Genomic DNA, 21,855 nt, shown 5'->3' with positions numbered 1-21,855 from the left:
CGCGGACAGTAACACCGAGGCGGCCCGCCGGAGGGTGAAACGACACAGGCCGCCCCGCTTCAGCTCACCTCGAGCGCCACCGCCTCCAGGTACTCGGCCCCTGGGGAGCCGACCGGCGCCGGGTGGTCCGGCGGCAGCCCCATCCGTACCAGCCGGAAGGCGATGCGCGCCTCCTGCTCGCAGGCCGTGGCCACGCACTCCGTGAACGAGCCCAACGCCAGCGGTGGGTGGTAACCGACCACGAGCAGCCGTCCCCCATGGCGGGTGCGCCGCAGGGCCAGCCGCACCTGGCCGATGAAGTCCTCCTCGGATGCCACCCCCAGCGTGTCGAGCAGCACCAGGTCGAAGGTCTCCTTGAGGGCCCGGAGCACCGCCAATGGCTCGCCCTGTTCCACCGTCACCCGGCCGAGCAGCCCGTTGGCCTCCGCGTTCTCCCGAGCCAGGTCCGCCGAGTCCGCGTTGCCGTCGAACGCGAGGATCTGCTTCGCTCCGTGGCGCCCCGCGTGGACGAAGAGGCCGCCCACGTTGCACGCCACGTCCAGCACGCGGTCCCCGTTGCCGGTGCGCCCCAGGAAGCGGCGCAGCTCGCGGTGATCATACCCGTAGCCCGTGCCCCGGCCGTAGGTGAGGTCCACGGTGAAGCGCGCGCCCATCTCCAGGAGGCGGCACCAGCGCGGCGGCGTGCCGTACATCACGTGCGGGCGCTGCGCGGGCAGGCCCAGCGCCTTGCGCCTTGGCGTGTCGTTGCGAAGCAGCACGGAGGCCGCCCCCGTCACCTCGCCCAACGTGCGGGTGATCTCCTCCTGCCGCGCGTCCATGGAGCGGGTGAGCGTCTGGACGACGAAGTGCTGATCATACCGGTCCACGATGAGGCCCGGCAGGCCGTCCCCGTCGTCATTGACGATGCGGCAGAAGCGTGGGTCGTCCACCAGCCGGGCGCGCCGCTCGAAGGCGTGGCGCACGTGGCGGGGAATCAGCCCCTCCACGGGCTCGTCCGGCATGCCCAGGCGGCGCACGGCGTAGGAGGCCTCGAGGTCCACGTCCCCCAGCCCCAGGACATGCCCGTCCTCGTCCTTCAGCTGCATGGGGGTGCCGGGCTGCGGCTCACCCTCGATGGAGACGATGTCCTCGCGGCGCAGCCAGGGGGCGCCATGGCGAAGCTTGCGGGCGGCTTCTCGGGACAGGTAGGTGCTGAGCAAGGTGCGGCCCTCCTCCAGCGCGATGGGAGGCACCGTGGCGAGGGTGCCTTCCACCAAACATGGGCCGTGTGGGGCCTGCTGGCGGCGAGGGCCGTGCCGCTGCCCCGGAGGGCAGGGGAGGGAGCGGCATCAGACAATCGGCGGTGGCCGCTTGTATGCCTTGAAGGTCACCCGCATGAGGATGCCGCTGACCACCAGCGCCAGCGCGATGCCCAGCATGCGCACTCTGGGCCCGTCCCCGATGACCATCACCGCCAGGGAGAGGAGGCCCAGGGCCACCGCGCCCAGGACCGTGAACGTCTGCGCCCGGGTCGCTTTGCCGCTGGCAGGTTTCTTCGCCCGGGCGAGCGCCGGCAGCGAGGACGCCTTGCGCCACTTCTCCGCGCCGTCCTCGCGCACCTCGTCGTCCGGCTCCACCAGTCCCTGCACGTAGGCGCGCTCGATGTCCCCCAGCGAGGGGAACATCAGCTCACCATCCGGAGTGCGCACGCGGTACGCCATGGGTCTTCCTCCCTCCCGGCCTACCCTGCCCGGCAGGGGCGGGGACCTCAAGCCAGCTCGGTGGCAATCTGCTCAGCGGCGCGCAGTCCATCAATGGCGGAGGACACGATCCCGCCCGCGTAGCCGCAGCCCTCGCCCACCGGGTACAGCCCGCGCATGGACACGGACTGCAGATCGTCACCCCGCGTGATGCGCACCGGCGAGGACGTCCGGCTCTCGATGCCGATGAGCTTCCCCTCGTCGCTGATGAAGCCCTTCATCTTCCGGTCGAACGTGCGCAGCGCGGCCTTGATGGACTGCGTCAGCCGCGCCGGGAAGAGCTTGTTCAGGTCCGTGTGCGCCAGGCCCGGGCGGTAGCTGGTGTCGCCCGGGTCCTTCTTCACGCGGCCGGCCAGGTAGTCCGGGATGGTCTGCGCGGGCGCGAAGAAGCGGCCCCCGCCCAGCTTGTACGCCTCCGACTCCCAGTGCCGCTGGAACTCCAGGCCCGCGAGCGGCCCGTGGAAGCCCTCGCGCGCGAAGTCCTCCACGGACACGGACACGACGATGCCCGCGTTGGCGAACTTCGCGTTGCGCCGCGAGTTGCTCATGCCGTTGGTGCACTGCAGCCCCTCTTCCGTGGGCGTGGGCACCACGATGCCGCCGGGGCACATGCAGAACGAATAGACGCCGCGCACCTCGCCGTCCACGTCCAGGTTCTCCGCCAGCTTGTAGTCCGCGGGCGGCAGCTTGGAGTGCTTCGCCGCGGCGCCGTACTGGATGCTGTTGATGAGCGTCTGCGGGTGCTCCGCGCGGAAGCCCAGCGCGAAGGGCTTGGCCTCCACGCTCACGCGGCCGTCGGCGGCGAAGCGCTCGTACAGCTCGCGCGCGGAGTTGCCCGGCGCCAGGATGACGCGGTCGCTCTCCAGCGTGCGCCCGTCCGCCATCTTCACGCCCGCCACGCGGCCGTCGCGGTAGAGCAGGTCGTCCACGCGCTGCTCGAAGTGCACCTGGCAGCCGCCCGCGATGAGCTCTTCGCGCAGCCGCGCCACCGCGCCGGGCAGCAGGTCGGAGCCGATGTGCGGCTTGCCCTCGATGAGGATGTGGTCCGGCGCGCCGTACTTCGCGAAGGCTTCAATCACCTTGCGCACCATGGGGTGGTTGATGCGCGTGGACAGCTTGCCGTCCGTGTACGCGCCCGCGCCGCCCTCGCCGAAGTTCATGTTGCTCTCGCGGTCGAGCGACCCGTCGCGCATGAGCTTCGCCACGTCCTTGCGGCGCGTGACGACCTCCTTGCCGCGCTCCAGCAGGATGCTGCGCACGCCGCGCTCCAGCAGGCCCAGCGCGCAGAACAACCCCGCAGGGCCGGTGCCGATGATGAGCGGCAGCTTCTCCGGCTCCTTCACGCGCGGCGGCGCTTCCGGCGCGGGCGGGGCCTCGCTCACGTCCGGCGGCAGCCGCGGCGCCTTGCGGCCCGGGGCCAGCTCCACCTCGAGCGTGTAGATGTAGCGCGGGCTGCCCTTCTTGCGCGCGTCGAGCACCGAGCGCACCACCCGCACGGAAGCGAGGTCGCTCCGGGTGACCCCCAGCTTCTCCGCCGCGCGCTGGCCGAGCAGCTCCTCCGGCTCGTCCAGCCACAGCCCGATGTTGTTCACCCGGTACGCCATTGTGTTCTGACTCCTCGGTGGGGGCGCGTATGTGCTCCACCCCCCGGAGGGAATGCAAGCACTTGAAAAGACAAGTGGGCCCGTCAATGGGACGCCGGGGTGGTGCGTACCCTCCGATGCACCCGCGCAGCGTTCCAGGCAGGGCGGACGTCCGGGTGCGTAACCCCCTTCGCACCATCCACGTTCCGTGCCGTCCGTTCCCGGGCTTCAACCCCCCAGGACTGCTGGAGAATCCGTTCGGAAGAGAACGGCTGGCACGGAGGTTGAACACCGGACTCCCACGCAGACGCGGCGGCCAGGCACCCGGCGCCGATTCCGGAGGCAAATCCCGTGAGTACCGACCAGAAGGGCACCCGCATCCTCGCGCGCACGTTCTTCAACCAGCTGCGCGCAAGCGGTTACACGCCGCACCAGGTCATCGGCATCGCCACGGAGCTGCTGGAGCTGGTGACGACCGACCTGAAGGAGGGCGACAAGGACGTCACCGCCGCCCAGGCGACGCCGCCCTCCGACGCCGGGGCGGGCTTTCAGCAGCGCGCGTAGCCCTTTAGAATCCCGCGCATCGACCCTCCGCGGGTGGGTGGGCTCCGGACCGGTTCCGGGGCCCCCGCCCGCGAGGTGATGGGAGCCTCCTCGCCGACGGCCCCCCGGGCTCCCGGTCCCGCGAAGCTCCGTTCCTGCCGCACGCTTCGAACGTCGAGCAACAACCGGGGAACGCTGTCGCTCCCCCAGAGCGTGATCGAGCTCCGGCCGTTCTTCGAGGCAGCGGGCAGGGCCGAGGCGCTGACGCCCGATGCCCGGCCGCGCGAGAAGCTCGGCGTCGCCTGGGACCGTCAGCCGGAGCCGGCGTGCTGTCGTCCTCGGGCCTTCAGGGCTGGGGATGGCGCCGGCGCTCGCGGGCCGCCGCGGCGGCGATGACGAGCAGCGCGGCGGTGAGGGCGGTGAAGACGAGGCTGGCGGAGGCGGGCGCGGTGAGCGCGAGCAGCCCCAGGCCGGCGACGAACGCGAGCACGTCCACGGCGACGGGCCGCGGCTGGGGCAGCACGAGCACCGTGGCGCAGGCCGCCAGCGGGACGCCGAGCGCGACCTGCCGGAGGATGGCGTCGGTGCTGGTGCGCACCGTCTCCCAGTAGTTGATCAGGATGGCGGCGAAGATGACCACCGTGCCGCCCGCGAGCACGAGCACGCCCGCGGCCGCCGCGTCCTTGGTGAGGCGGGCCTTCTCGTCGAACTGCTGCACGGCCAGGTCCACCAGCTGCTCCAGCGCGCTGTTGAGGATCTCCGCGAAGAAGATGAGCAGCACGCAGAAGATGAGCGTGACCTTCTCCGCGAGTCCCAGCGGGATGCCGCTGCCCACCATCCCCACCAGCACGCCGGAGATGAGGTGGATGCGCATGTTGCGCTGCCAGGCCACGGTGTGGATGAGCCCCGCCCACGCATGGCCGAACGAGGCGAACAGCCCGTTGCTGCGGCGGGAGGGAAACTGGGGACGGGAGGGTGCAGGAACGGTCATCGGACGGTGAAGGGGTGGGCAGGCTAGCACCCACGGGTCCGATTGAAGCGGCGGAGTGAAGGGGTAAGGTCGGCTGCGTGATGCGAACGTTCCCCCCGTCCTGGTCGCGCACGCTGGCGCTGACCCTGTTGTGCACCTCCGTCCTCGCGCACGCGCAGGAGACGCCCGAGCCCTTCGAGGGCGATGACCTGGGCATCGAGCCGCCAGGTGTTCAGTACCTGCCAGCTCCGGCGCCCCGCGAGCATGAGCAGCGCCGCCTGTCGCCGGACGCGCCCGCGGTGGTGCGCCGCGAAGCGCGCGACGTGAAGTCCAACGTGAAGACCGCGGGAGTCCCGCAGACGCGGCGGGGCACGGGCGCGCTGTCCGGCAAGGTCATCTACCTGAGCCCGAGTCACGGCTTCTATCGCGACAACGGCCTGAAGCGCTGGGCGACGCAGCGGCCCAACAGCCTGGGCGTGGTGGAGGACTTCATCTCCGCGGAGGTGGTGTCGCAGGAGCTGCAGCCCATGCTGATGGCCGCGGGCGCCACGGTGGTGTCCGTGCGTGAGTCGGACCTGAACCCGCTGCTCGCCATCGTGGACGACGGCGGCACGGGCTACGCGGAGGCCGGAGACGCCGCCCGCTTCCACGCCTCCGGGCAGAAGGGCTGGGCGCCGCCGCCCGTGCCCATGGCGAACAACGTGGAGCCCTTCACGCTGGGCACCACGCGCACGCTGGACACGGCGGCCACCTCCACCGCGCGCGCGACGTGGACGCCGGACGTGCCGGCGGACGCGGCCTACAACGTCTACGTCTCCTACGGCTCCGACCCGACGCGCGCGACGGACGCGCACTACGTGGTGAAGCACGCGGGCGGCGAGAGCCACTTCCGCGTGAACCAGCAGCGCCACGGCGGGACGTGGGTGCTGCTGGGGCGCTTCTACTTCAAGGCGGGCCAGCACCCGGACTCGGGCGCGGTGGTGCTGGAGAACGACTCGGCGCAGGGCGCGGGCGCGACGCTGTCCGTGGACGCGGTGCGGCTGGGCGGTGGCCGGGGCCTCCTGGGCGACGCGGCGCAGGGACCGCTGCTCCGTCCGCGCTTCGAGGAGAGCGCGCGCTACCACGTGCAGTACAGCGGCGCGCCCTTCAGCGTGTACGCGCCGACGGGGGCGAACGCGCTGTCCAACGAGCGCAACGCGGACGTGACGGCCCGGCCGCGCTTCGCCGCGTGGCTGCACGAGGAGGGCGAGGACGCCGTCTATGTCGCGTGGCACACCAACGCGGGCACGTCCGGCACGGTGCGGGGAACGGAGGGCTACGTCTACGGGCCCAACCCGGTGGACGGCACGCTCAACTTCACCGGCGTGAAGGACAGCGACGTGCTGGCGCGCGCGCTCCTGTCGCAGATTGAGACGGACCTGAAGCGCGACGTGGATCCGAACTGGCGGGTGCGCGGCCTGCGCTCGGCGAACCTGGGCGAGGTGAACCCCACGCACAACCCGGAGATGCCCAGCGTGCTGCTGGAGATGGCGTACCACGACAACACGACGGACGCGTCGTTCCTCAAGGAGGCCCGCGTCCGCCATGTGGCCGCGCGCGCCATCGTGCAGGGGCTGATCAAATACTTCGCGACCCGCGACGGCACGGCGGTGCACCTGCCGCCGGAGGCGCCCGGCGCGGTGGCCGCGCGCAACGCGACGCCCGGCGCGGTGGAGGTGAAATGGACGGCGCCCCCGCTGGTCGCATCGGAGGAGGGCCGCGACGCTCCCACGGGCTATCGGCTGTACCAGAGCGCGGACGGCTTCGGCTGGGACGAGGGCTCGGACGTCCAGGGCACGACGGCCACCGTCACGCTGGCGCAGGGCACGGTGCGCTACTTCCGCGTGGCGGCGGTGAACGCGGGCGGCGAGTCCTTCCCGTCCGCCACGGTGGGCGTGCGCGTGAAGGGCTCGGCGCCGGACACGGTGCCGGTGCTGCTCGTCAACGCGTACGAGCGGCTGGACGCGACGGTGGCGTGCGGCGAGGAGCTGAAGACCCCGTACGACCTGGAGGCCCCGCTGCGCGTCTACCTGGAGGCGATGAACGACGGCAGCTACCTGCGCCAGCACGGCGCGGCGTTCGCGCAGGCGGCGGTGGCGTTCGACAGCGCGACGGGCAACGCGGTGGCGGCGGGGCTGGTGTCGCCCACGGGCTACCGGCTGGTGGACTGGTCCACCGGGCGCGGGGGCGTGGCTGGCGCGGGCCTCTCGCGGACGGAGCAGGACGCCCTGCGCGCGTTCGTCACCGGGGGCGGGCACCTGATGGTGTCCGGTGGACGCACGGTCTCCTCGCTCGCGGCGGGCAGCGCGGACGACAAGCTGTTCCTTTCGGACATCCTGCGCGCGTCCATCGCCACGGGGGCTCCGGCGCTCCGGGTGGAGGGCTCGGCGGGGGGCATCCTCGCGAACCTGCCGGCCACGCCGCTGTCGGCGGGGACGACGCCCGGCGCCTACCCGGTGGGGGTGACGGACGTGGTGGCTCCCACGGGCGGCGGTGCGGACGTGCTGCGCTACGCCGGCACGTCGCTGGGGGCGGGGGTCGTCTCGGCGGGCGCGGCCCCCGCGGGGCAGGTGCTGGTGCTGGGCTTCCCGTTCGAGGGCCTTGCGTCCAACCGCGAGCGGTCGCGGCTGGTGGGCGCGTTCCTGGTGCGCTCGGGAATTCTCGCCCAGGAGCCCCCGCTGCCTGTCGCGGAGGTGTCGCCCGCGGTCAGCCCCTGGCCGCTGTCGTCCTGCGGGGCGGTGCGCGAGGTGGATCCTCATCCGCCGGTGAAGCCGGAGGAGCCGGAGGAGCCGCCGAAGCCGACGGTCGTCCCGGCGCTCCCGAGTGACTATTCTCCCAAGGGAGACAGCGGCTGCGGCTGCGGGGCCGGCGGGGGAACGGCCTCCGGGCTCTGGCTGTTGGTCGGGGTGATTGTTCAGCTCCGACGTGCGCGAGTGAAAGCAGCCCACTCGAAGCGTTGACTCGGCGGGGGCGCCTGCCTACGGTCGCCCGCCTTCTTTACGAGACTCACGACGGTGGGCCGCGAAGGCCCACGCCCTTCAAGGAGACGGAAACACCATGGCCATCAAGCTCGCCATCAACGGCTTCGGTCGTATCGGTCGCTGCATCCTGCGCGCCGCGCTCAGCCGCAAGGAAGACCTCGAGATCGTCGCCATCAACGACCTCGACAAGCCGTCGGCGCTGGCCCACCTGTTCAAGTACGACTCCGTGCACCGCACGTGGCCGGGCGAGGTGAGCCACACGGACAAGGGCATCGTCGTGAACGGCAAGGAGATCGCCGTCACCGCGGAGAAGGACCCCTCCGTGCTGCCGTGGAAGGCCATGAACGTGGACGTGGTGCTGGAGTGCACCGGCCGCTTCACCGCCCGTGACGCCGCCGCGAAGCACCTGGCCGCGGGCGCCAAGAAGGTCATCATCTCCGCGCCGGCCAAGGGCCCGGACATGACCATCGCGTACGGCATCAACCAGCACGAGTACGACCCGGCCAAGCACCACATCATCTCCAACGCCTCGTGCACCACCAACTGCCTGGCGCCCATCGCCAAGGTGCTGGTGGACAACTTCGGCGTCGAGAAGGGCCTGATGACGACGGTGCACAGCTACACCAACGACCAGCGCATCCTGGACCTCACCCACGAGGACATGCGCCGCGCCCGCGCCGCCGCGCTCTCCATGATCCCCACCAGCACCGGCGCCGCGAAGGCCATCGGTGAGGTGATCCCGTCGCTCAAGGGCAAGATGCACGGCATCTCCGTCCGCGTCCCCACCCCGAACGTGTCCCTGGTGGACCTGACGGTGAACACCACCAAGAAGGTCACCCCGGAAGAGGTCATCAAGGCGATGCGTGACGCCGCCAACGGTCCGCTCAAGGGCGTGCTCGAGTTCAGCGACGCGCAGACGGTGTCGGTGGACTACAACGGCAACCCGCACTCGGCCATCTTCGACGCCACCAACTGCTTCGTGATGGGCGACAACCTGCTCAAGGTCATGGCCTGGTACGACAACGAGTGGGGCTTCTCCAACCGCATGGTCGACACGGCGAAGTTCCTCGTGTCCAAGGGCGTGGCGTAAGCCGCACCGCACTGGCACCCCAGGCTGACCGAGACAGGCACAAGGGACACCCAAGATGATCCGCTACATCGATGACCTGCAGTTGACCGGCAAGCGCGTCTTCATCCGCGTGGACTTCAACGTCCCGCTGGAGGGGCGCCGCGTCACCGACGACACCCGCATCCGCGAAGCGCTCCCCACCATCCGGCGCGCGCTGGAGATGGGCGGCAAGGTCATCCTGGCGTCCCACCTCGGTCGGCCCAAGGGGCCGGACCCCAAGCTGTCCACGGTGCTCGTCGCGGAGAAGCTCGCGGAGCTGCTGGGCGGCAAGCACGAGGTCATCCACGCGGACGACTGCGTGGGTGACAACGTGAAGAAGCAGGTGAACGACCTGAAGGCGGGGCAGGTGCTCCTCCTGGAGAACCTGCGCTTCCACAAGGAGGAGGAGGCGAACGACGAGGCCTTCGCGCGCGAGCTGGCGGCGCTGGCGGACGTCTACGTCAACGACGCGTTCGGGACGGCGCACCGCGCGCACGCGTCCACGGCCGGCATGGTGCCCTTCGTGAAGGAGAAGGCCGCCGGCTTCCTGATGCGCAAGGAGATCGAGTACCTGGGTGACAAGGTGCTGCGCAACCCGCAGAAGCCCTTCATCGCCATCCTGGGCGGCTCCAAGGTGAGCGACAAGATCAAGGTCATCGAGAGCCTGCTGCCCAAGGTGGACGCGCTGCTCGTGGGCGGCGCCATGGCGTACACCTTCCTCAAGGCGCAGGGCATCGAGGTGGGCAAGAGCCGGGTGGAGGAGGGCGACAAGCTGGCGCTGGCGGCGAAGCTGCTGGACACGGCGAAGCGGCTGAAGACGCCGCTGGTGCTGCCCATCGACCACATTGTCTGCGCGGATCCGGACGGCAACGGCCCGGTGCAGGAGACGCCGGATCAGGAGATCCCCGCGGACATGATGGGCCTGGACATCGGGCCCAAGACGCGCGCGATGTACACGCAGCGCATCCGCGACGCGAAGACGGTGGTGTGGAACGGGCCCATGGGCCGTTTCGAGGTGGCGAAGTTCGCGGAGGGCTCCCGGTCGGTGGCGGCGGCGATGGCCATCAACAAGGACGCCACGACGGTGATTGGCGGCGGCGACAGCGCGGCGGCGGTGGAGCAGATGGGCTACGCGGACAAGATGAGCCACGTGTCCACGGGCGGCGGCGCGTCGTTGGAGTTCCTGGAGGGCCGGGAGCTGCCCGGCATCAAGGCGCTGGAGACGAAGTAGGCAACCCACGCGGTACGCACCGGGGGAGACACCACGATGGCTCGTCGGAAGATCGTCGCTGGCAACTGGAAGATGAACAAGACGGTGCCGGAAGCGCTCGCGCTGGTGCGGGAGCTTCGCGGCGCGGTGGCGGCGTTGGGCGACAAGGTGGAGGTGGCCATCGCGCCCCCGTTCGTGGCGCTGCAGCCCCTGCACGTCGCGCTGGAGGGAGCCCCCATCCAACTGGCGGCGCAGAACTGCCACTGGGAGTCCTCGGGCGCCTTCACTGGTGAAATCAGCGCGCCCATGCTGGTGGAGCTGGGGTGCGCCTACGTCATCGTGGGGCACTCCGAGCGCCGGCAGTTCTTCGGGGAGACGGACGCCACGGTGAACAAGCGCGCCAAGGCGGTGAAGGCCGCCGGGATGACGCCGATCATCTGCGTGGGCGAGACCCTGGCCGAGCGCGAGTCGAACCAGACGCTCACGGTGGTGGAGCGCCAGGTGCGGGGCGCGCTGGACGGGTTCTCCGCGGCGGACGTGGCGGGTTTCGTGCTGGCGTACGAGCCGGTGTGGGCCATTGGCACGGGCAAGACGGCCACGACGGCGCAGGCGCAGGAGGTCCACGCGGCCATCCGGGGGCTGCTCACCCGGATGTACGACGAGGGGACGTCCGGCCGGGTCCGGATCCAGTACGGCGGCAGCGTGAAGCCGGACAACGCGGCGGAATTGCTGGGACAGCCGGACGTGGATGGGGCGCTCGTGGGGGGAGCGAGCCTCAAGGCGGCCGACTTCGTGGCCATCGTCAAGGCGGCTGGCTGAAGCTGCCGGGTCCCGTTAGAAGTTGTCACCCCTTGAGCACTTTGTGTAGGTTGCGCCCTCTTTTCACGGAGCGTTGGGAACACCCATGCTGACCTTCTTCACGATCGTGCACGTCCTGCTCTGCGTGTTCATGATCTTCGTCATCTTGTTGCAGCCGGGGAAGGACGCCGGCATGGGTTCCGCCCTCGGTGGCGGCGCCGCGACGAGCGCCTTCGGTGGGCGCGGAGCGGTGACCTTCTTGAGCAAGCTGACGGGCGTCTGCGCCGGCTTGTTCTTCCTGACGTCGCTGGGCCTGTCGATGGTGGGCCTGCGTTCGTCGGTGGCCGCGGGTTCGGTGGCGACGCCGCCGGCGAAGACGGCCCCCGCGACGCCGGGAGCCACCACGCCGGCTCCGGCGGCCCCGGGAGCGGTGGAGCAGGAGCGTTCCGCGACGCCGCCGGCGGAGGGCCAGCAGCAGGCTCCCGCGCCGACGACGCCGGCCGCGCCGGCCCCTGCGCCCGCGCAGTAGCGGTCGGGAAGCACCGGATTCACGCGACCGTTGAAATGGTTGTTGCGTGAATCCACGGGGTCCGGTACATGGACCCCGCCGAAACGCCCAGGTGGTGGAACTGGTAGACACACCATCTTGAGGGGGTGGCGCCGAAAGGTGTGCGGGTTCGAATCCCGCCCTGGGCACTCCGAACAAGAGCCTCCGAGTCGAAAGACTCGGGGGCTCTTGTCGTTTCTGGGCCAGTTGCGAAGGAGGCGCCGTCGGCCATGAGGTGCCTCACGGTCTGCGGCGGAGCGCCCCATTTCACGCGTGCTGATCCGCCGGAACTGGTGCTGTTTCTGCTGCCCGGCGGAATTTCGGGACGCCGAACGCCGACGTGCCTCCCATGCACACCCAGAGCACACCGTACTTCGCCGGGGCCTTCGACGCGTGCTCGCAGGTCTCCGGGTTGGCTCAGGTGATGGTCAGGATGTTCGAATCCAGTCGGGGGGCGAACGCGTGCAGCCTCTCGCTCCAGTAGAGCTCGCCGAGAAGCCCTCGCGGATATTGAAGTCCGTAGGCGCCCCGCTCGTGATGCCCTCTGCTCCCGCGCCGGTGTAACCGCACAGCATGCACGAAGCCCTCCTTTTGGTGATTCACGGGTTGGCCTTGGGGATCCTCATGTAGCGGGCTCCTCCTCCGTAAAGGTCCAATCCCTTGTCAATGCAGTCGTCCATGAACACCGACAGCAACGGCGACGGGCACACTGCGCTCATGGTGCCGATGATGCCCACCATGCCGTCCCCCTGCTTCGCGTGCATCCAGCTCACATGCTGGAAGAACAGGTCCTGGAGCTGCTCGAACGTCTGGATGGCTGACGGCGGCGGCGAGGTGAAGGACACGCGCTGGCCCCGGAAGTACATGGGACCCGCCTTGCTCCAGCTCTTGCCCTCGTTGAGCGCGGCCTCCAGCGGCGACTGCGCCGTCGTCCCTCAAAGCGTGAACCAGCTCTGTCCGACGAGCTGCGGCTCGTAGCAGCCGTCGCAGGCGCAGTCCCACGCAGCCTGGAGCACCACCTCGCTGCTCCACGCGCGCCCGGCCTTCCCGGCCACCGCCGTGGGCTGCGTTCCCTGGCCCACGTCATCACCGCTGTGCAGCATCCCAGGGATGAGCTCAGGGGCGAGCCATCGATCAAGCCCCGACCAATCATTGTCATGTCACGACAAGTCGAAGGTCGATGTCGGGGAAGCCCACTGAGGCGGGTCCCGTATGGCATTCATTTCAAGCGGTTCCCGTCGACCCGAGCTGGGTCCGTGAGTGCCGCGGCTGTCATGTGGATGTGTCTTTGTGTGGCAGTGCCCTCGAGGGCTGGAGGGGGAGCCGCCCGAGCGGGAAATCCAAGAATCGCGACGTATCGCCAGCGGCTGTGAAACATCGATGGGACGTCTCAGACCCGGGTCGTAGCCCTGGAGGGCTTCGGGTTCACGAAGTGGATGGGTTACGCTCCGGTGCGCCCTGGCGGAATGGGACCGCCGGGCCGGGGCTGGGGGATTTCGTGGAAACAGAGATCGTCTATCGCCACACGGTGGAGGGGCTCTTCCGCTCCATTGGCGACCGTTTCACTCCGGAGCTGCGGGCGAAGCTGCGCGACGTGGGCCTCGACCTGGACTCGCAGGAGCCGCGGAACACCTCCCGGTCCAGCTTCGCGGACGCCCTCCGCGTCACCGTCGAGCACCTGTATCCGGACGCAGAGCCGGGCGAGGGCTACCGGCGCCTGGGCGTCGGCATCATCCAGGGGCTGGAGCAGACCGCGCTTGGCAAGGCGCTCGTGTCCATGTGGCCCATCTTCGGCCCCGAGCGCGTCGTCGTGCGCATCCAGGAGAGCTTCGCCACGGTGAACAACTACATGCAGTCCGAACTGCTCACCCAGGGCCCCGGTCACCACATCATCCGCGTCAACGAGTGCAACGGCAACCCGGGCTACCTGCGCGGCATCATCGAAGCGGGCCTCACCAGGGCCGGCGCCCGGAACCTGCGCGTGGAGCCCTTCGACTTCGACGGCCACGCCTGCTCCTACCGCATCCACTGGGCTCCCTGATCAACCAGGGAGAGGGAGAAGGCCTTCCTCGCTCGACGCCGTGGGGCGCTGGAAACGACAAGGCCCCTGGATCCACGCATGGATCCAGGGGCCTTCTTCGTGGCCCTCGCATCAGGCCAGGTCGAACAGCAGGGCCTCCAGCGGCTCGGTGGCGCTGAGCACGAGGCTCGACTCGTCGGACACCGCGACGCCGTCACCGGCCTTCAGGGCCACGCCGTTGAGCGTGCCCGCGCCGCGTGCAATCTGCACCCAGGCGTGACGCCCCTTGGGCAGCGTGTACTCCGCCTTCTCGCCCGGGCTCAGCAGCGTGCTGTGGAGCAGCACGTCCTGGTGCACGGTGAGGCTGCCTTCGCGAGCGTCGGGGCTGGCGACCACGCGCCAGCGTCCCTGCCGGTCCTTCTCCGGGAAGAGCTTCTGCTCATACTCCGGCTTCAGGCCCTTCTTCTCTGGGATGATCCAGATCTGCAGGAAGTGGACGTCCTCGTTGGAGCCGTTCATCTCGCTGTGCATCACGCCCGTGCCGGCAGTCATGCGCTGCACTTCTCCGGCTCGCAAGAGCCCCTGGCCTCCCGTGCTGTCCCGGTGCGCGATGGCTCCGCTCAGCGGGTAGGTGATGATCTCCATGTCCCGGTGCGGGTGCGTGTCGAAGCCCTCGCCGGCCTGCACGCGGTCCTCGTTGATGACGCGCAGGGCGCGGAAGCCCATGTTCTCCGGGTCGAAGTAGCTGGCGAAGGAGAAGGTGTGATGCGAATCCAGCCAGCCGTGGTTGGCGTGACCGCGAGCTTCAGAAGGGCGAACGTTGAGCATGGTGTGTGTTTCCTTTCGAGGCACAACATGCGCTCCGGGACGCCCCCTGGCCAGACGTGAACCTCGGGACACATCGTTCCATCCACGGAACGAAACGTCGTCACTGTCTCAGCGCTTCGCCCGCTTGAGCACTTCCTGCTGCACGGGCCAGTGCTCGCGCAGCACCTCCACGAAGGCCATCACCTTGGGCACGTGGTGGCGCGTGGGTGGGTAGACTGCGTGCACTGGCGCGCCCGCGGAGCTCCAGTCCGGCAGCACGCGCTGGAGCCGCCCGGACGCCAGGTCCTCGAGGCATTGCTGGCCCGGGATGAGCGCCACCCCGGTGCCCTCCGACGTCACCGCGCGCAGCATGTCTGGCTCGTTCACCACCAGCCGCCCGGAGACCTTCACGTCGACCGAACGCCCGCCTGCGTGCAGCGTCCAGACGTTCCCCTGGAGCGACGTGCCGAAGAAGAGGCAGTCATGCTTCGTGAGGTCCGACGGAGTCTTGGGCGCCCCCCGCGCCTGGAGGTACTCGGGCGAGGCCACGACCAGCCGCTCGATGTCCCCCAGCCGCCGCGCCATCAGCGACGAGTCCGGCAGCCGGCCGGCCCGCACCGCCACGTCGAAGCCCTCCTCCATCAGGTCCACCGCGCGGTCCGTGCAGAGCAGTTCCACCTGCACGTCCGGGTACTGCTCCATGAAGCGCGCCACCAGCGGCGCCAGGAAGCTGACCGACAGGGGCGTCGTCACGCGCAACAGCCCGTGCGGGCCCGCTTGAAGCCGCGTCACCGCCAGCTCCGCGGCCTCGGCCTCCGCGACGATGCGCTCGCAGTGCGCGTAGTACGCGCGGCCCACCTCCGTCAGGTGCAGCGTGCGCGTGGTGCGCTGGAGCAGCTGCGCGCCCACGCGCTCCTCCAGTTCGGACACCTTGCGGCTGACCGTGGACTTGGGCATGCGCAGCGCCTTCGCCGCCGCCGTGAAGCTGCCGGCCTGGACCACCCGGGCGAAGACGAGGAGTTCGTTGAGGTCCATGGCCTTTTTCCCCGGGAGCGCGGGTGACTGTTCCAGCGATGGAACAGTGCTTCCTGTCCGTCCCGTCTAATCCGGAACGTGGGGGGCCGCTACCTTCCGCTTCGTTGAAACACACCGCCGCTGCCGCGGCGCTCAACGACAAGGAAGACGACCATGGCCTCGACCCTCTGGAACATCGACACCACGCACACGGGCATCCACTTCACCGTCCGGCACATGGTGGTGGCGAAGGTGCGCGGCAGCTTCACGAAGTTCGGCGGCACCCTCACCCTGGATGACGCGAACCCGGCGGCGTCCTCCGTGTCCGTCTCCATCGAGGCGGCGAGCATCAGCACGGGCGTCGAGCCGCGCGACAACCACCTGCGCTCGCCGGACTTCTTCGACGTGGAGAAGTTCCCGGCCATCACCTTCCAGAGCACGAAGGTGGAGCCGTCCGGCCATCACCTGAAGGTGACGGGCCAGCTCACCATCCGCGGCATCAGCCGCGAGGTCGTCCTGGAGACCGAGCAGCTGGGCATCGCCAAGGATCCGTGGGGCAACACCAAGGCCGCGTTCGAGGCGAAGACGTCCATCAACCGCAGCGACTTCGGCCTGACCTGGAACCAGGCCCTGGAGGCGGGCGGCGTGCTGGTGGGGGAGAAGATTGAAATCGCCCTCGAGGTCCAGGCCGTCCGCGCGCAGTCGGGCGAGAAGGCGGCCTGAACCCCGGAGCCGTCACTGGACGGTGAAGGACGTCAGCACGAAGTGCACGTCGGACTCCGTGCCCGAGCCGACCGTCGCGGTCGCCGGGCGCGCGAGGTCCGTGGTGAAGGACACGCCCGCCGGCCCCACCAGCTCCACCTGGTAGGTGCCAGGCAGCAGGTAGTTGAAGTCCGCCACGTAGCGGGTGTTCGTGCTGGCGGCGAAGGACACGGTCTCACGGCTGCCCTCCGCGTTGATGAGGACCGCGGAGAAGCCGGCCAGCTGCGCCGGACCCTGGGGGAGGGACACGCTGCCCGCCTCCAGCGTGACCCGCACGTTGCCAGAGAACTTGAGGTCGGCGCCCTTGATGACCGGCCGCATGACCCACCGGCCGGAGTTGCCGGCCTCCTTGCCGAAGCTCTGCGCCACGTCGAAGTCCACCAGGATGACCTTCTGGTCCTCATCGCTGGTGATGCTCACGTCGGCGTCCTTGTCGAACTTCACCTTGAGGCCGGAGCTGCTGGCGCTCGGCATCTGCAGGTCGCCGTCCACGTGGGCCCCCGCGGGCAGCCCCTCGTAGTTGGCGGAGGTGGCGAAGATGCGGCTTCCGCCATCCTGCTTCACCTGGACGTAGCCGCCGGTGATGACGAAGCGCAGCTCCTTGTAGGTGCCGGGCGGCACCTCCGCGTCCTTCACCAGGTCTGCGGCGTCGTTGGCCAGGGTGAGCAGGTCGGTGGTGACGGGCTCGCTCAAGAGCACGACGTCGCCCTTGCCGTTCGCGTCTCCCTCCGCGCTGCCCTTCAGGTACACCTTCGAGATGGTCACCACGGCCTTCTCGAACGTGTCGCCCGGGGCGTCGGTCAGCTTCAGTGTGACGTGGGCCTTGTCACTGTTGCCGCACGCCGTGAGGCACAGCAGGCCCGTGGCCAGCAGCAGGGTGGAGGTCAGGTGTCGCAGGGGGTTCATGAAAAATCCTTGGTTGGAATCAGGGGTGAACGCGGCGGCCGGAGCCGCTCGCGTTCGGGACGGCAATGGCGCGCGGTCAGCCGATGACAGGCCAGCAATGGCCTTCCTGGCACGACAGCGAACCGCAGCAGCCCGTCTCGCTTTCGGTGGTGCACTCGCCGCCCTCGGGGATGCACTGCGGGCCAGCGTCGATGCCGCCGCCCGAACCACCATCCGTCGTGCCCGCGTCGGGCTCGCCGCTGCCGCCATCCGCGGGCGTCTCACCGCCATCGCCACAGGCGCCCACCGTGTCGCCGTGGCGCAGGTGCGCGGCCGCCGCGGGCACGCCCACCGTGATGGTGTGCGCGTTGGCGTGATTGCCGGGCGGAATGTGGCACAGGGTGATCTTCCCGCCGTTCCCCGGCGCGGTGCCACCGTCCATGTCGGACGCCTCTCCGGCGGCGCCGCCCAGGTTGTCATCGCCCGTCACGAGCGACGGCTCCTCCGCCTGCGTGGGGCCGCCGCAGCCAAGGGTCAGCATCGCAGCGCACAACACCATCCATGCCGCGGAAGCGGTCGGGATACGCATGATATTTCTCCTGTGAGACGAGGCTACGGGGGCCCCTTCGTCGGTGGGAGCGCCTCGTTGCCAGGAAGACCCGCGAGTTCGCGAGGTGGCCACAACTCCAGACGGACGGCGAAGGTCGCGTGGACGCGATGTCTGGATGCGTATGCTGTCGCGGAAAGCTTGATCCACAGCGGAAGCCATCGCGGGCTCGAGACGTCTTGCCGTGCCTGTCGTCAGGTCATCGCGCGTCGCGGTTGTGCATCGCGGAGTGGCTGTCATCCTCACAGCCCATCAACGCGCAGCGCTCCTCGCCGGAGGAGCCCTCCGGGACGAGCTCCACGTTCAGCACCGTCTGCTTGCCCGCGTCCACGCAGCCCTGGACAGCCGTGGAGACGAAGCCCGGCGCGGAGACGCTCACGCCGTAGCAGCCCTCGGGCATGGGCCCCAGGGAGTGGGGGGCCCTGTCATCGAGCTGCGTGGCCTGGATGGGCGTGCCGTCCACGGTGGCCGTCGCGTCCGTCAACTTCCGGCTGCCCTTCCCATGGAGCTTCACGAAGAAGGTGCCAGCGGCCCGGGGCGCCACGTCCTGGACGTCCACGGACTGACCGCCCTGCACGGTGAGCGGCACGCGCGCGGCTTTGTCCACGGTGGCCACGATGAAGAGCTCCGCCGGGCCCGCGGGCACGTCCGACAGCGCGAAGCGGCCCTGCGCGTCCACGCCGCTGCGCACGTCGGGCGCGCCGACCACGGACACCAGCGCGACGGCGGGGTCGAACTCCGTGAGCCTGCCGCGCACGGTGCCCGCGCGGAAGGGGTCGTTGTCCAGGCCGCCGCACGCACCCAGGCCGAGGAGCCCGAGCGAGGACAGCGTCAGGAGCAGGCCTTGGTGACGCATCAGAAGCGGTACCCCACGCCGGCGTTTCCGCCGATGACGCCCACGGCCTGTCCCCGTCCGTCCACCACCACGTACGTCAGCATCCCGTGGCCCTGGGCGGTGAGCTCCAGCCGCTCCCCCAGGCGCAACGCCAGCCCACCCACCACACCGGGGCTGACGGTGAAGTAGCGCTGGCCTCCCGAAAAGGCCTCCACGTCAAAAGACCTGCCCAGGTACAGCGCGGCCACACGCGGCCCCGCGAACAGCGTCAGCCGCTCCCAGCGCCAGAGGTACGGCACCGCCGCGCCCAGCGTCAGCGAGGTGTAGCCGAAGGGCACCTCGCTGCCCGGCGCCACCTGGAGCTTCTTGCGTCCGTGGCCCAGCTCCACGTCCAGGAGCAGGCCCAGGTTCTGGAGCGGAAGGTCCTCCAGCCGCAGCACGACGCCCACCTGGGACGCGGCGGGCAGCAGCTCCCGCCGGCTCTTGCCATCCGCGAAGGACATCATCCCGCCCACGAGCGACAGCGAGCGGCGCGGAATGGTCTCCGACAGCAGGCGCTCCAGCGGCAGGCGCTCGCCCCGGCCCACCTCCACCTCGCGCCGCACGAGCACGGCGTCGCCCTTGGTGAGCTCCACCGTGCGCCGGCCCGGGCCCACCGCGGCGCCGCCCGGCAGCTCCAGGCGCGGCTCGCCGTCCACCTTGAGCAGGAAGCCGTCCAGGCGCGGGTTGTAGGAGAAGAGCTCCGGCTGGCCCGCGCGGTCGATGCGGCCCGCGAGGATGACCGGATCCGCGCCCACCTCCAGGATCTCCGCGGACGGCCGCTGACGCCCTTCCGTGAAGGCGAAGGTGCGGCGGCGCGAATAGTCGTGCGCCTCCGTGGCGGTGACGGCGCCGTCGCCGTTGCGGTCCGCCGCGCCGTTCAGGCCCTCGATGAGGAAGTACGTGTAGATGTCGTTGCGCAGCCCCTCGTCCTCGCGCGCCGTCTCGCCCCAGTCGCTGGCGGCGAACACCATGGAGGCCCGCGAGGACTCCTCCAGGGGGCGCGCGTAGAAGCCGGACTTGATGCCCGCGAGCTCCTCCTCCAGCTCGCGGGGCAACAGCGACTTGCCGCTGCCGCTGTGGCAGGTGGCCAGCACCAGCAGCCGGCGCCGGCTGGGCAGCTTTTCGAACTCCGCCTTCAGCGCGTCCATGGAGAGCGCCGACTGCGGAATGGCGCGGTAGGACGCGTCGCGCGTGACGAGGTAGCGCGTGAGCTCCCCCCGGCCGTCGCGCGCGAGCGTGCCGTGCGCGGACAGGTACACCATGACCACGTCGTCGGGCCGGGTGGCCTCGCGCCGCAGCTGGCGCAGCGCTTCGAGGATGGCGTCGCGGGTCGTCTCCTCCGGGCGCGTGAGGACGCGCACCTGGTCGAAGTGGCCCCGAGCGGGGTCCCTCAGCGCCGCGGCGAGGTCGGTGGCGTCCTTGGCGGAGAATCGCAGGGAGCGCCATTGCGGATCATCGAACGACGACACCCCCACGAGCAGCGCGAGCCGCCGGGGCGTGTACGCGCGCGACAGGTCCGCCGCGTCGAGCCGCAGCGGAACGAGCCCGCCCTTGTCTCCGGCCGGCGCGGACGGGCCCGCGCAGGCGCAGAGGAGGACGAGCAGCAGGGGGAGCAGGCGCCTCACGGGGCCTGAGTCTGACCGGATTGGACCCGCACGTCGAACCTTGTCACGGTGCCCGGGCGTGCCTCCGGGGTTCCGTCCGCCGAGAGTGCGGCGAGTGCGTCCTGCTCCGAGGAGGGCTCACCGGCGGCGAAGGCGACCAGCACCAGCGACAGCCGGCCTTCGTCCGATTCCAGACTCACGCCCGTGAGGCCGTCGGGGCCCTCCAGGTCGTGCGTGCCAGCGTCCAGGGGGAAGCGGCCCAGCAGCTCCGGGGCCTGGTGCCCGCGCTGCTGGTAGAGCAGGGCGGTGCCGGACTCCGTCGCGTGGTAGCGCAGGAGCAGCACCTCGTCGCTCGCGACGTCCGCCCCGGAGTCCAGCCGGCGCAGGCCGCCGTCGGTGCTCCGGGCGACCACCGCCAGCTCCAGGGAGATGCGGCCCGGGCCCTTCACGCCCGTCCCTGCGTGGGTGTCTCGTGCAGGGCCCTTCACGCGCGGCACGAGCACGACCATCAGCACGGAGGCGGCGAGCGCGCCGGCCATCCAGCCCCAGTAGCGTCCGGGCGGCGGGGCGAAGCGGCGGGCGCGGGGCGGGGTGCGCAGCGGCGGCAGGATGGCGGCGTCCTCTGCTCCAGGCTTTCGCGGTGGCGCGAGCGCCAGGAGCAGGGCGTCCGTCCGCCCGTCGAGTGGATCCGCGTGCGTGGCGAGGAACGTCTCACAGACCTCACAGGGCGAGGCGAGGTGCTCGCGGAACCAGGCCACGGCGGCGGGGTCGCGCGCGGAGAGCTCGGCCATCGCGGCGGCATCCAGGTGTCTCATGGCTCAATCCCACCGTCCGGCGAGCACCCGCTGGAGGAGCTCGCGCTTGATGCGCCCACGAAAACGCTCCAGCCGCATGGTGATGGTGCTCTTGCCCACGCCGAACTGCTCGGCGATCTCCCGCGCGGAGAGTTGACCCTCGATGTAGAAGAGCTGCACGGTCTTCTTCTCCTCGCCTTCGGGCAGCTCCGCGATGAGCTGCCGCACCACCTCGATGTCGCGCTCCACCTGGAGCGTGGGTGGCAGGGCCGGCACCGTCTCCGGCGTCGGGTCCGACAGTTCCTCCTCCATCCGCTGGAGCAGGCTGCGGCGCTCCAGTCGCGTGCGCGCCCGGTTGCGCGCGATGGTCAACAGCCACGGGGTGAAGGCCCCCGCGGACTTCAGCTGCGCCAGCCCCCGGAACGCCCGCACATAGGACTCCTGGAGGACGTCCTCCGCCTCGTCGGGATCCAATGTGCCGAAACTGGCGACCAGCCGCGCCACAAGGGGGCGGGTGCGACGATAGAGCTCACTGAAGGCGGACGACTCCCCCCGTGTCGCGCGCCGCACCGCGTCCGTGACTTCGTCCGTCTCACCCACCTGGCCAGAAGACCTCCTGGCGGAGGAAACGGCCACGGGAATGGATTCTTCCACCCGCTTTCGCGGCTAGGTTGCGGCCGTCACCGTCAGGCGGAAGGGGTGCTCTTTCGGAGGAACACGCGGTGGGCGCTGGCCGTCGTGGGGGGCTCCTGGTGGCCTGTGGCCCCGCGGATGCTCCCCCTCCGGACAGGCCTCCGGTGGAGGACGGGAGGGACCCCGAGCCAGAGCCCACCGGCGAGGAGCCCGGCACGGCGGAACATGAGCTCACGCCGTGCCTGAACCCGTGCTACGCGACCTGCGTGGGCAACACCCCGGAGGTCGTCGCGTGCCGGCAGGACTGCCGGGACGCGTGCGCCGGCGGCTGATG

General features: G+C 70.3%; 23 protein-coding genes and 1 tRNA gene. 10 read left to right on the top strand and 14 right to left on the bottom strand.

Features of this window, described 5'->3' with window-relative positions; genetic code table 11:
• Positions 1 to 59 precede the first annotated feature (59 nt).
• The 3 genes from KYK13_RS25330 to KYK13_RS25320 all read right to left on the bottom strand — a co-directional run bounded on the left by KYK13_RS25330 (position 60) and on the right by KYK13_RS25320 (position 3,343).
• Positions 60 to 1,199, bottom strand: coding sequence for a class I SAM-dependent rRNA methyltransferase (locus KYK13_RS25330; RefSeq protein WP_223646749.1), 1,140 nt, complete (start codon positions 1,197 to 1,199; stop codon positions 60 to 62).
• 129 nt (positions 1,200 to 1,328) lie between these two features.
• Positions 1,329 to 1,700: a hypothetical protein gene (locus KYK13_RS25325; protein WP_223634389.1), complete on the bottom strand. Its 372-nt coding sequence runs from the start codon at positions 1,698 to 1,700 to the stop codon at positions 1,329 to 1,331.
• Between the two features lie 47 nt (positions 1,701 to 1,747).
• Positions 1,748 to 3,343: an NAD(P)/FAD-dependent oxidoreductase gene (locus KYK13_RS25320; protein WP_223634386.1), complete on the bottom strand. Its 1,596-nt coding sequence runs from the start codon at positions 3,341 to 3,343 to the stop codon at positions 1,748 to 1,750.
• Between the two features lie 330 nt (positions 3,344 to 3,673).
• Between KYK13_RS25320 and KYK13_RS25315 the strand changes: the two genes are divergently transcribed.
• Positions 3,674 to 3,886: a hypothetical protein gene (locus KYK13_RS25315; protein WP_223634383.1), complete on the top strand. Its 213-nt coding sequence runs from the start codon at positions 3,674 to 3,676 to the stop codon at positions 3,884 to 3,886.
• A 325-nt stretch (positions 3,887 to 4,211) separates the two neighbouring features.
• Here KYK13_RS25315 and KYK13_RS25310 read toward each other — a convergent pair whose 3' ends face one another.
• Positions 4,212 to 4,856, bottom strand: a complete 645-nt coding sequence (locus KYK13_RS25310; protein ID WP_223634380.1) for a diacylglycerol kinase — start codon at positions 4,854 to 4,856, stop codon at positions 4,212 to 4,214.
• 80 nt (positions 4,857 to 4,936) lie between these two features.
• On the opposite strand from KYK13_RS25310, the gene KYK13_RS25305 reads away from it, so the two are divergent.
• From KYK13_RS25305 to KYK13_RS25280, 6 genes are all read left to right on the top strand, one after another.
• Positions 4,937 to 7,834 carry an N-acetylmuramoyl-L-alanine amidase gene (locus KYK13_RS25305; protein ID WP_223634378.1) on the top strand — a complete coding sequence of 966 codons (2,898 nt, stop codon included), beginning with the start codon at positions 4,937 to 4,939 and terminating at the stop codon, positions 7,832 to 7,834.
• Positions 7,835 to 7,931: 97 nt separating this feature from the next.
• Positions 7,932 to 8,945 carry a type I glyceraldehyde-3-phosphate dehydrogenase gene (gene gap / locus KYK13_RS25300; RefSeq protein WP_223634376.1) on the top strand — a complete coding sequence of 338 codons (1,014 nt, stop codon included), beginning with the start codon at positions 7,932 to 7,934 and terminating at the stop codon, positions 8,943 to 8,945.
• 55 nt (positions 8,946 to 9,000) lie between these two features.
• On the top strand, positions 9,001 to 10,194 hold the full coding sequence (gene pgk / locus KYK13_RS25295) for a phosphoglycerate kinase (RefSeq protein WP_223634374.1): 1,194 nt from the start codon (positions 9,001 to 9,003) through the stop codon (positions 10,192 to 10,194).
• 36 nt (positions 10,195 to 10,230) lie between these two features.
• Positions 10,231 to 10,992, top strand: coding sequence for a triose-phosphate isomerase (gene tpiA, locus KYK13_RS25290; RefSeq protein WP_223634372.1), 762 nt, complete (start codon positions 10,231 to 10,233; stop codon positions 10,990 to 10,992).
• 85 nt (positions 10,993 to 11,077) lie between these two features.
• Positions 11,078 to 11,500, top strand: a complete 423-nt coding sequence (secG, locus tag KYK13_RS25285; RefSeq protein WP_223634371.1) for a preprotein translocase subunit SecG — start codon at positions 11,078 to 11,080, stop codon at positions 11,498 to 11,500.
• Positions 11,501 to 11,585: 85 nt separating this feature from the next.
• Positions 11,586 to 11,667, top strand: a tRNA-Leu gene (locus KYK13_RS25280).
• Between the two features lie 450 nt (positions 11,668 to 12,117).
• Here KYK13_RS25280 and KYK13_RS25275 read toward each other — a convergent pair.
• Together KYK13_RS25275 and KYK13_RS25270 are read right to left on the bottom strand one after the other, a co-directional pair.
• Complete coding sequence (locus KYK13_RS25275) at positions 12,118 to 12,432, bottom strand: pyruvate formate lyase family protein (protein ID WP_223646747.1); 315 nt, start codon at positions 12,430 to 12,432, stop codon at positions 12,118 to 12,120.
• Between the two features lie 21 nt (positions 12,433 to 12,453).
• A complete protein-coding gene (locus tag KYK13_RS25270; RefSeq protein ID WP_223634369.1) occupies positions 12,454 to 12,621 on the bottom strand; it encodes a hypothetical protein in 168 nt (55 codons plus the stop codon).
• Between the two features lie 395 nt (positions 12,622 to 13,016).
• Between KYK13_RS25270 and KYK13_RS25265 the strand changes: the two genes are divergently transcribed.
• Positions 13,017 to 13,559, top strand: coding sequence for a DUF2378 family protein (locus KYK13_RS25265; RefSeq protein WP_223634367.1), 543 nt, complete (start codon positions 13,017 to 13,019; stop codon positions 13,557 to 13,559).
• A 111-nt stretch (positions 13,560 to 13,670) separates the two neighbouring features.
• Here KYK13_RS25265 and KYK13_RS25260 read toward each other — a convergent pair whose 3' ends face one another.
• Together KYK13_RS25260 and KYK13_RS25255 are read right to left on the bottom strand one after the other, a co-directional pair.
• Entirely contained in the window at positions 13,671 to 14,366 is a 696-nt protein-coding gene (locus tag KYK13_RS25260) for a pirin family protein (RefSeq protein ID WP_223634365.1), read from the bottom strand.
• A 108-nt stretch (positions 14,367 to 14,474) separates the two neighbouring features.
• On the bottom strand, positions 14,475 to 15,380 hold the full coding sequence (locus KYK13_RS25255) for a LysR family transcriptional regulator (protein ID WP_223634363.1): 906 nt from the start codon (positions 15,378 to 15,380) through the stop codon (positions 14,475 to 14,477).
• 153 nt (positions 15,381 to 15,533) lie between these two features.
• On the opposite strand from KYK13_RS25255, the gene KYK13_RS25250 reads away from it, so the two are divergent.
• A complete protein-coding gene (locus KYK13_RS25250) occupies positions 15,534 to 16,082 on the top strand; it encodes a YceI family protein (RefSeq protein ID WP_223634361.1) in 549 nt (182 codons plus the stop codon).
• Positions 16,083 to 16,094: 12 nt separating this feature from the next.
• On the opposite strand, the gene KYK13_RS25245 is transcribed toward KYK13_RS25250, so the two are convergent.
• The 6 genes from KYK13_RS25245 to KYK13_RS25220 form a co-directional block, all read right to left on the bottom strand.
• A complete protein-coding gene (locus KYK13_RS25245) occupies positions 16,095 to 17,027 on the bottom strand; it encodes a DUF4382 domain-containing protein (RefSeq protein ID WP_223634359.1) in 933 nt (310 codons plus the stop codon).
• 76 nt (positions 17,028 to 17,103) lie between these two features.
• Complete coding sequence (locus tag KYK13_RS25240) at positions 17,104 to 17,595, bottom strand: hypothetical protein (protein WP_223634357.1); 492 nt, start codon at positions 17,593 to 17,595, stop codon at positions 17,104 to 17,106.
• A 217-nt stretch (positions 17,596 to 17,812) separates the two neighbouring features.
• A complete protein-coding gene (locus KYK13_RS25235; protein WP_223634355.1) occupies positions 17,813 to 18,469 on the bottom strand; it encodes a hypothetical protein in 657 nt (218 codons plus the stop codon).
• A complete protein-coding gene (locus KYK13_RS25230; RefSeq protein WP_223634353.1) occupies positions 18,469 to 20,115 on the bottom strand; it encodes a caspase family protein in 1,647 nt (548 codons plus the stop codon). Before KYK13_RS25230 ends, KYK13_RS25235 begins: the two co-directional genes overlap by 1 nt.
• On the bottom strand, positions 20,112 to 20,909 hold the full coding sequence (locus KYK13_RS25225) for a hypothetical protein (protein ID WP_223634351.1): 798 nt from the start codon (positions 20,907 to 20,909) through the stop codon (positions 20,112 to 20,114). The genes KYK13_RS25230 and KYK13_RS25225 overlap by 4 nt, the downstream gene beginning before the upstream one ends.
• 3 nt (positions 20,910 to 20,912) lie before the next feature.
• Entirely contained in the window at positions 20,913 to 21,488 is a 576-nt protein-coding gene (locus KYK13_RS25220) for an RNA polymerase sigma factor (RefSeq protein ID WP_223634347.1), read from the bottom strand.
• A gap of 122 nt (positions 21,489 to 21,610) precedes the next feature.
• On the opposite strand from KYK13_RS25220, the gene KYK13_RS25215 reads away from it, so the two are divergent.
• Positions 21,611 to 21,853 (top strand): hypothetical protein, encoded by a 243-nt coding sequence (locus tag KYK13_RS25215; protein WP_223634344.1) that lies wholly within the window; start codon positions 21,611 to 21,613, stop codon positions 21,851 to 21,853.
• Positions 21,854 to 21,855: the final 2 nt, after the last annotated feature.

Source organism: Corallococcus sp. EGB, from assembly GCF_019968905.1.
Classification (GTDB): domain Bacteria; phylum Myxococcota; class Myxococcia; order Myxococcales; family Myxococcaceae; genus Corallococcus.
Note: the sequence above shows the minus strand (reverse complement) of the source record. Positions and strands in the feature narration are given on the sequence as shown.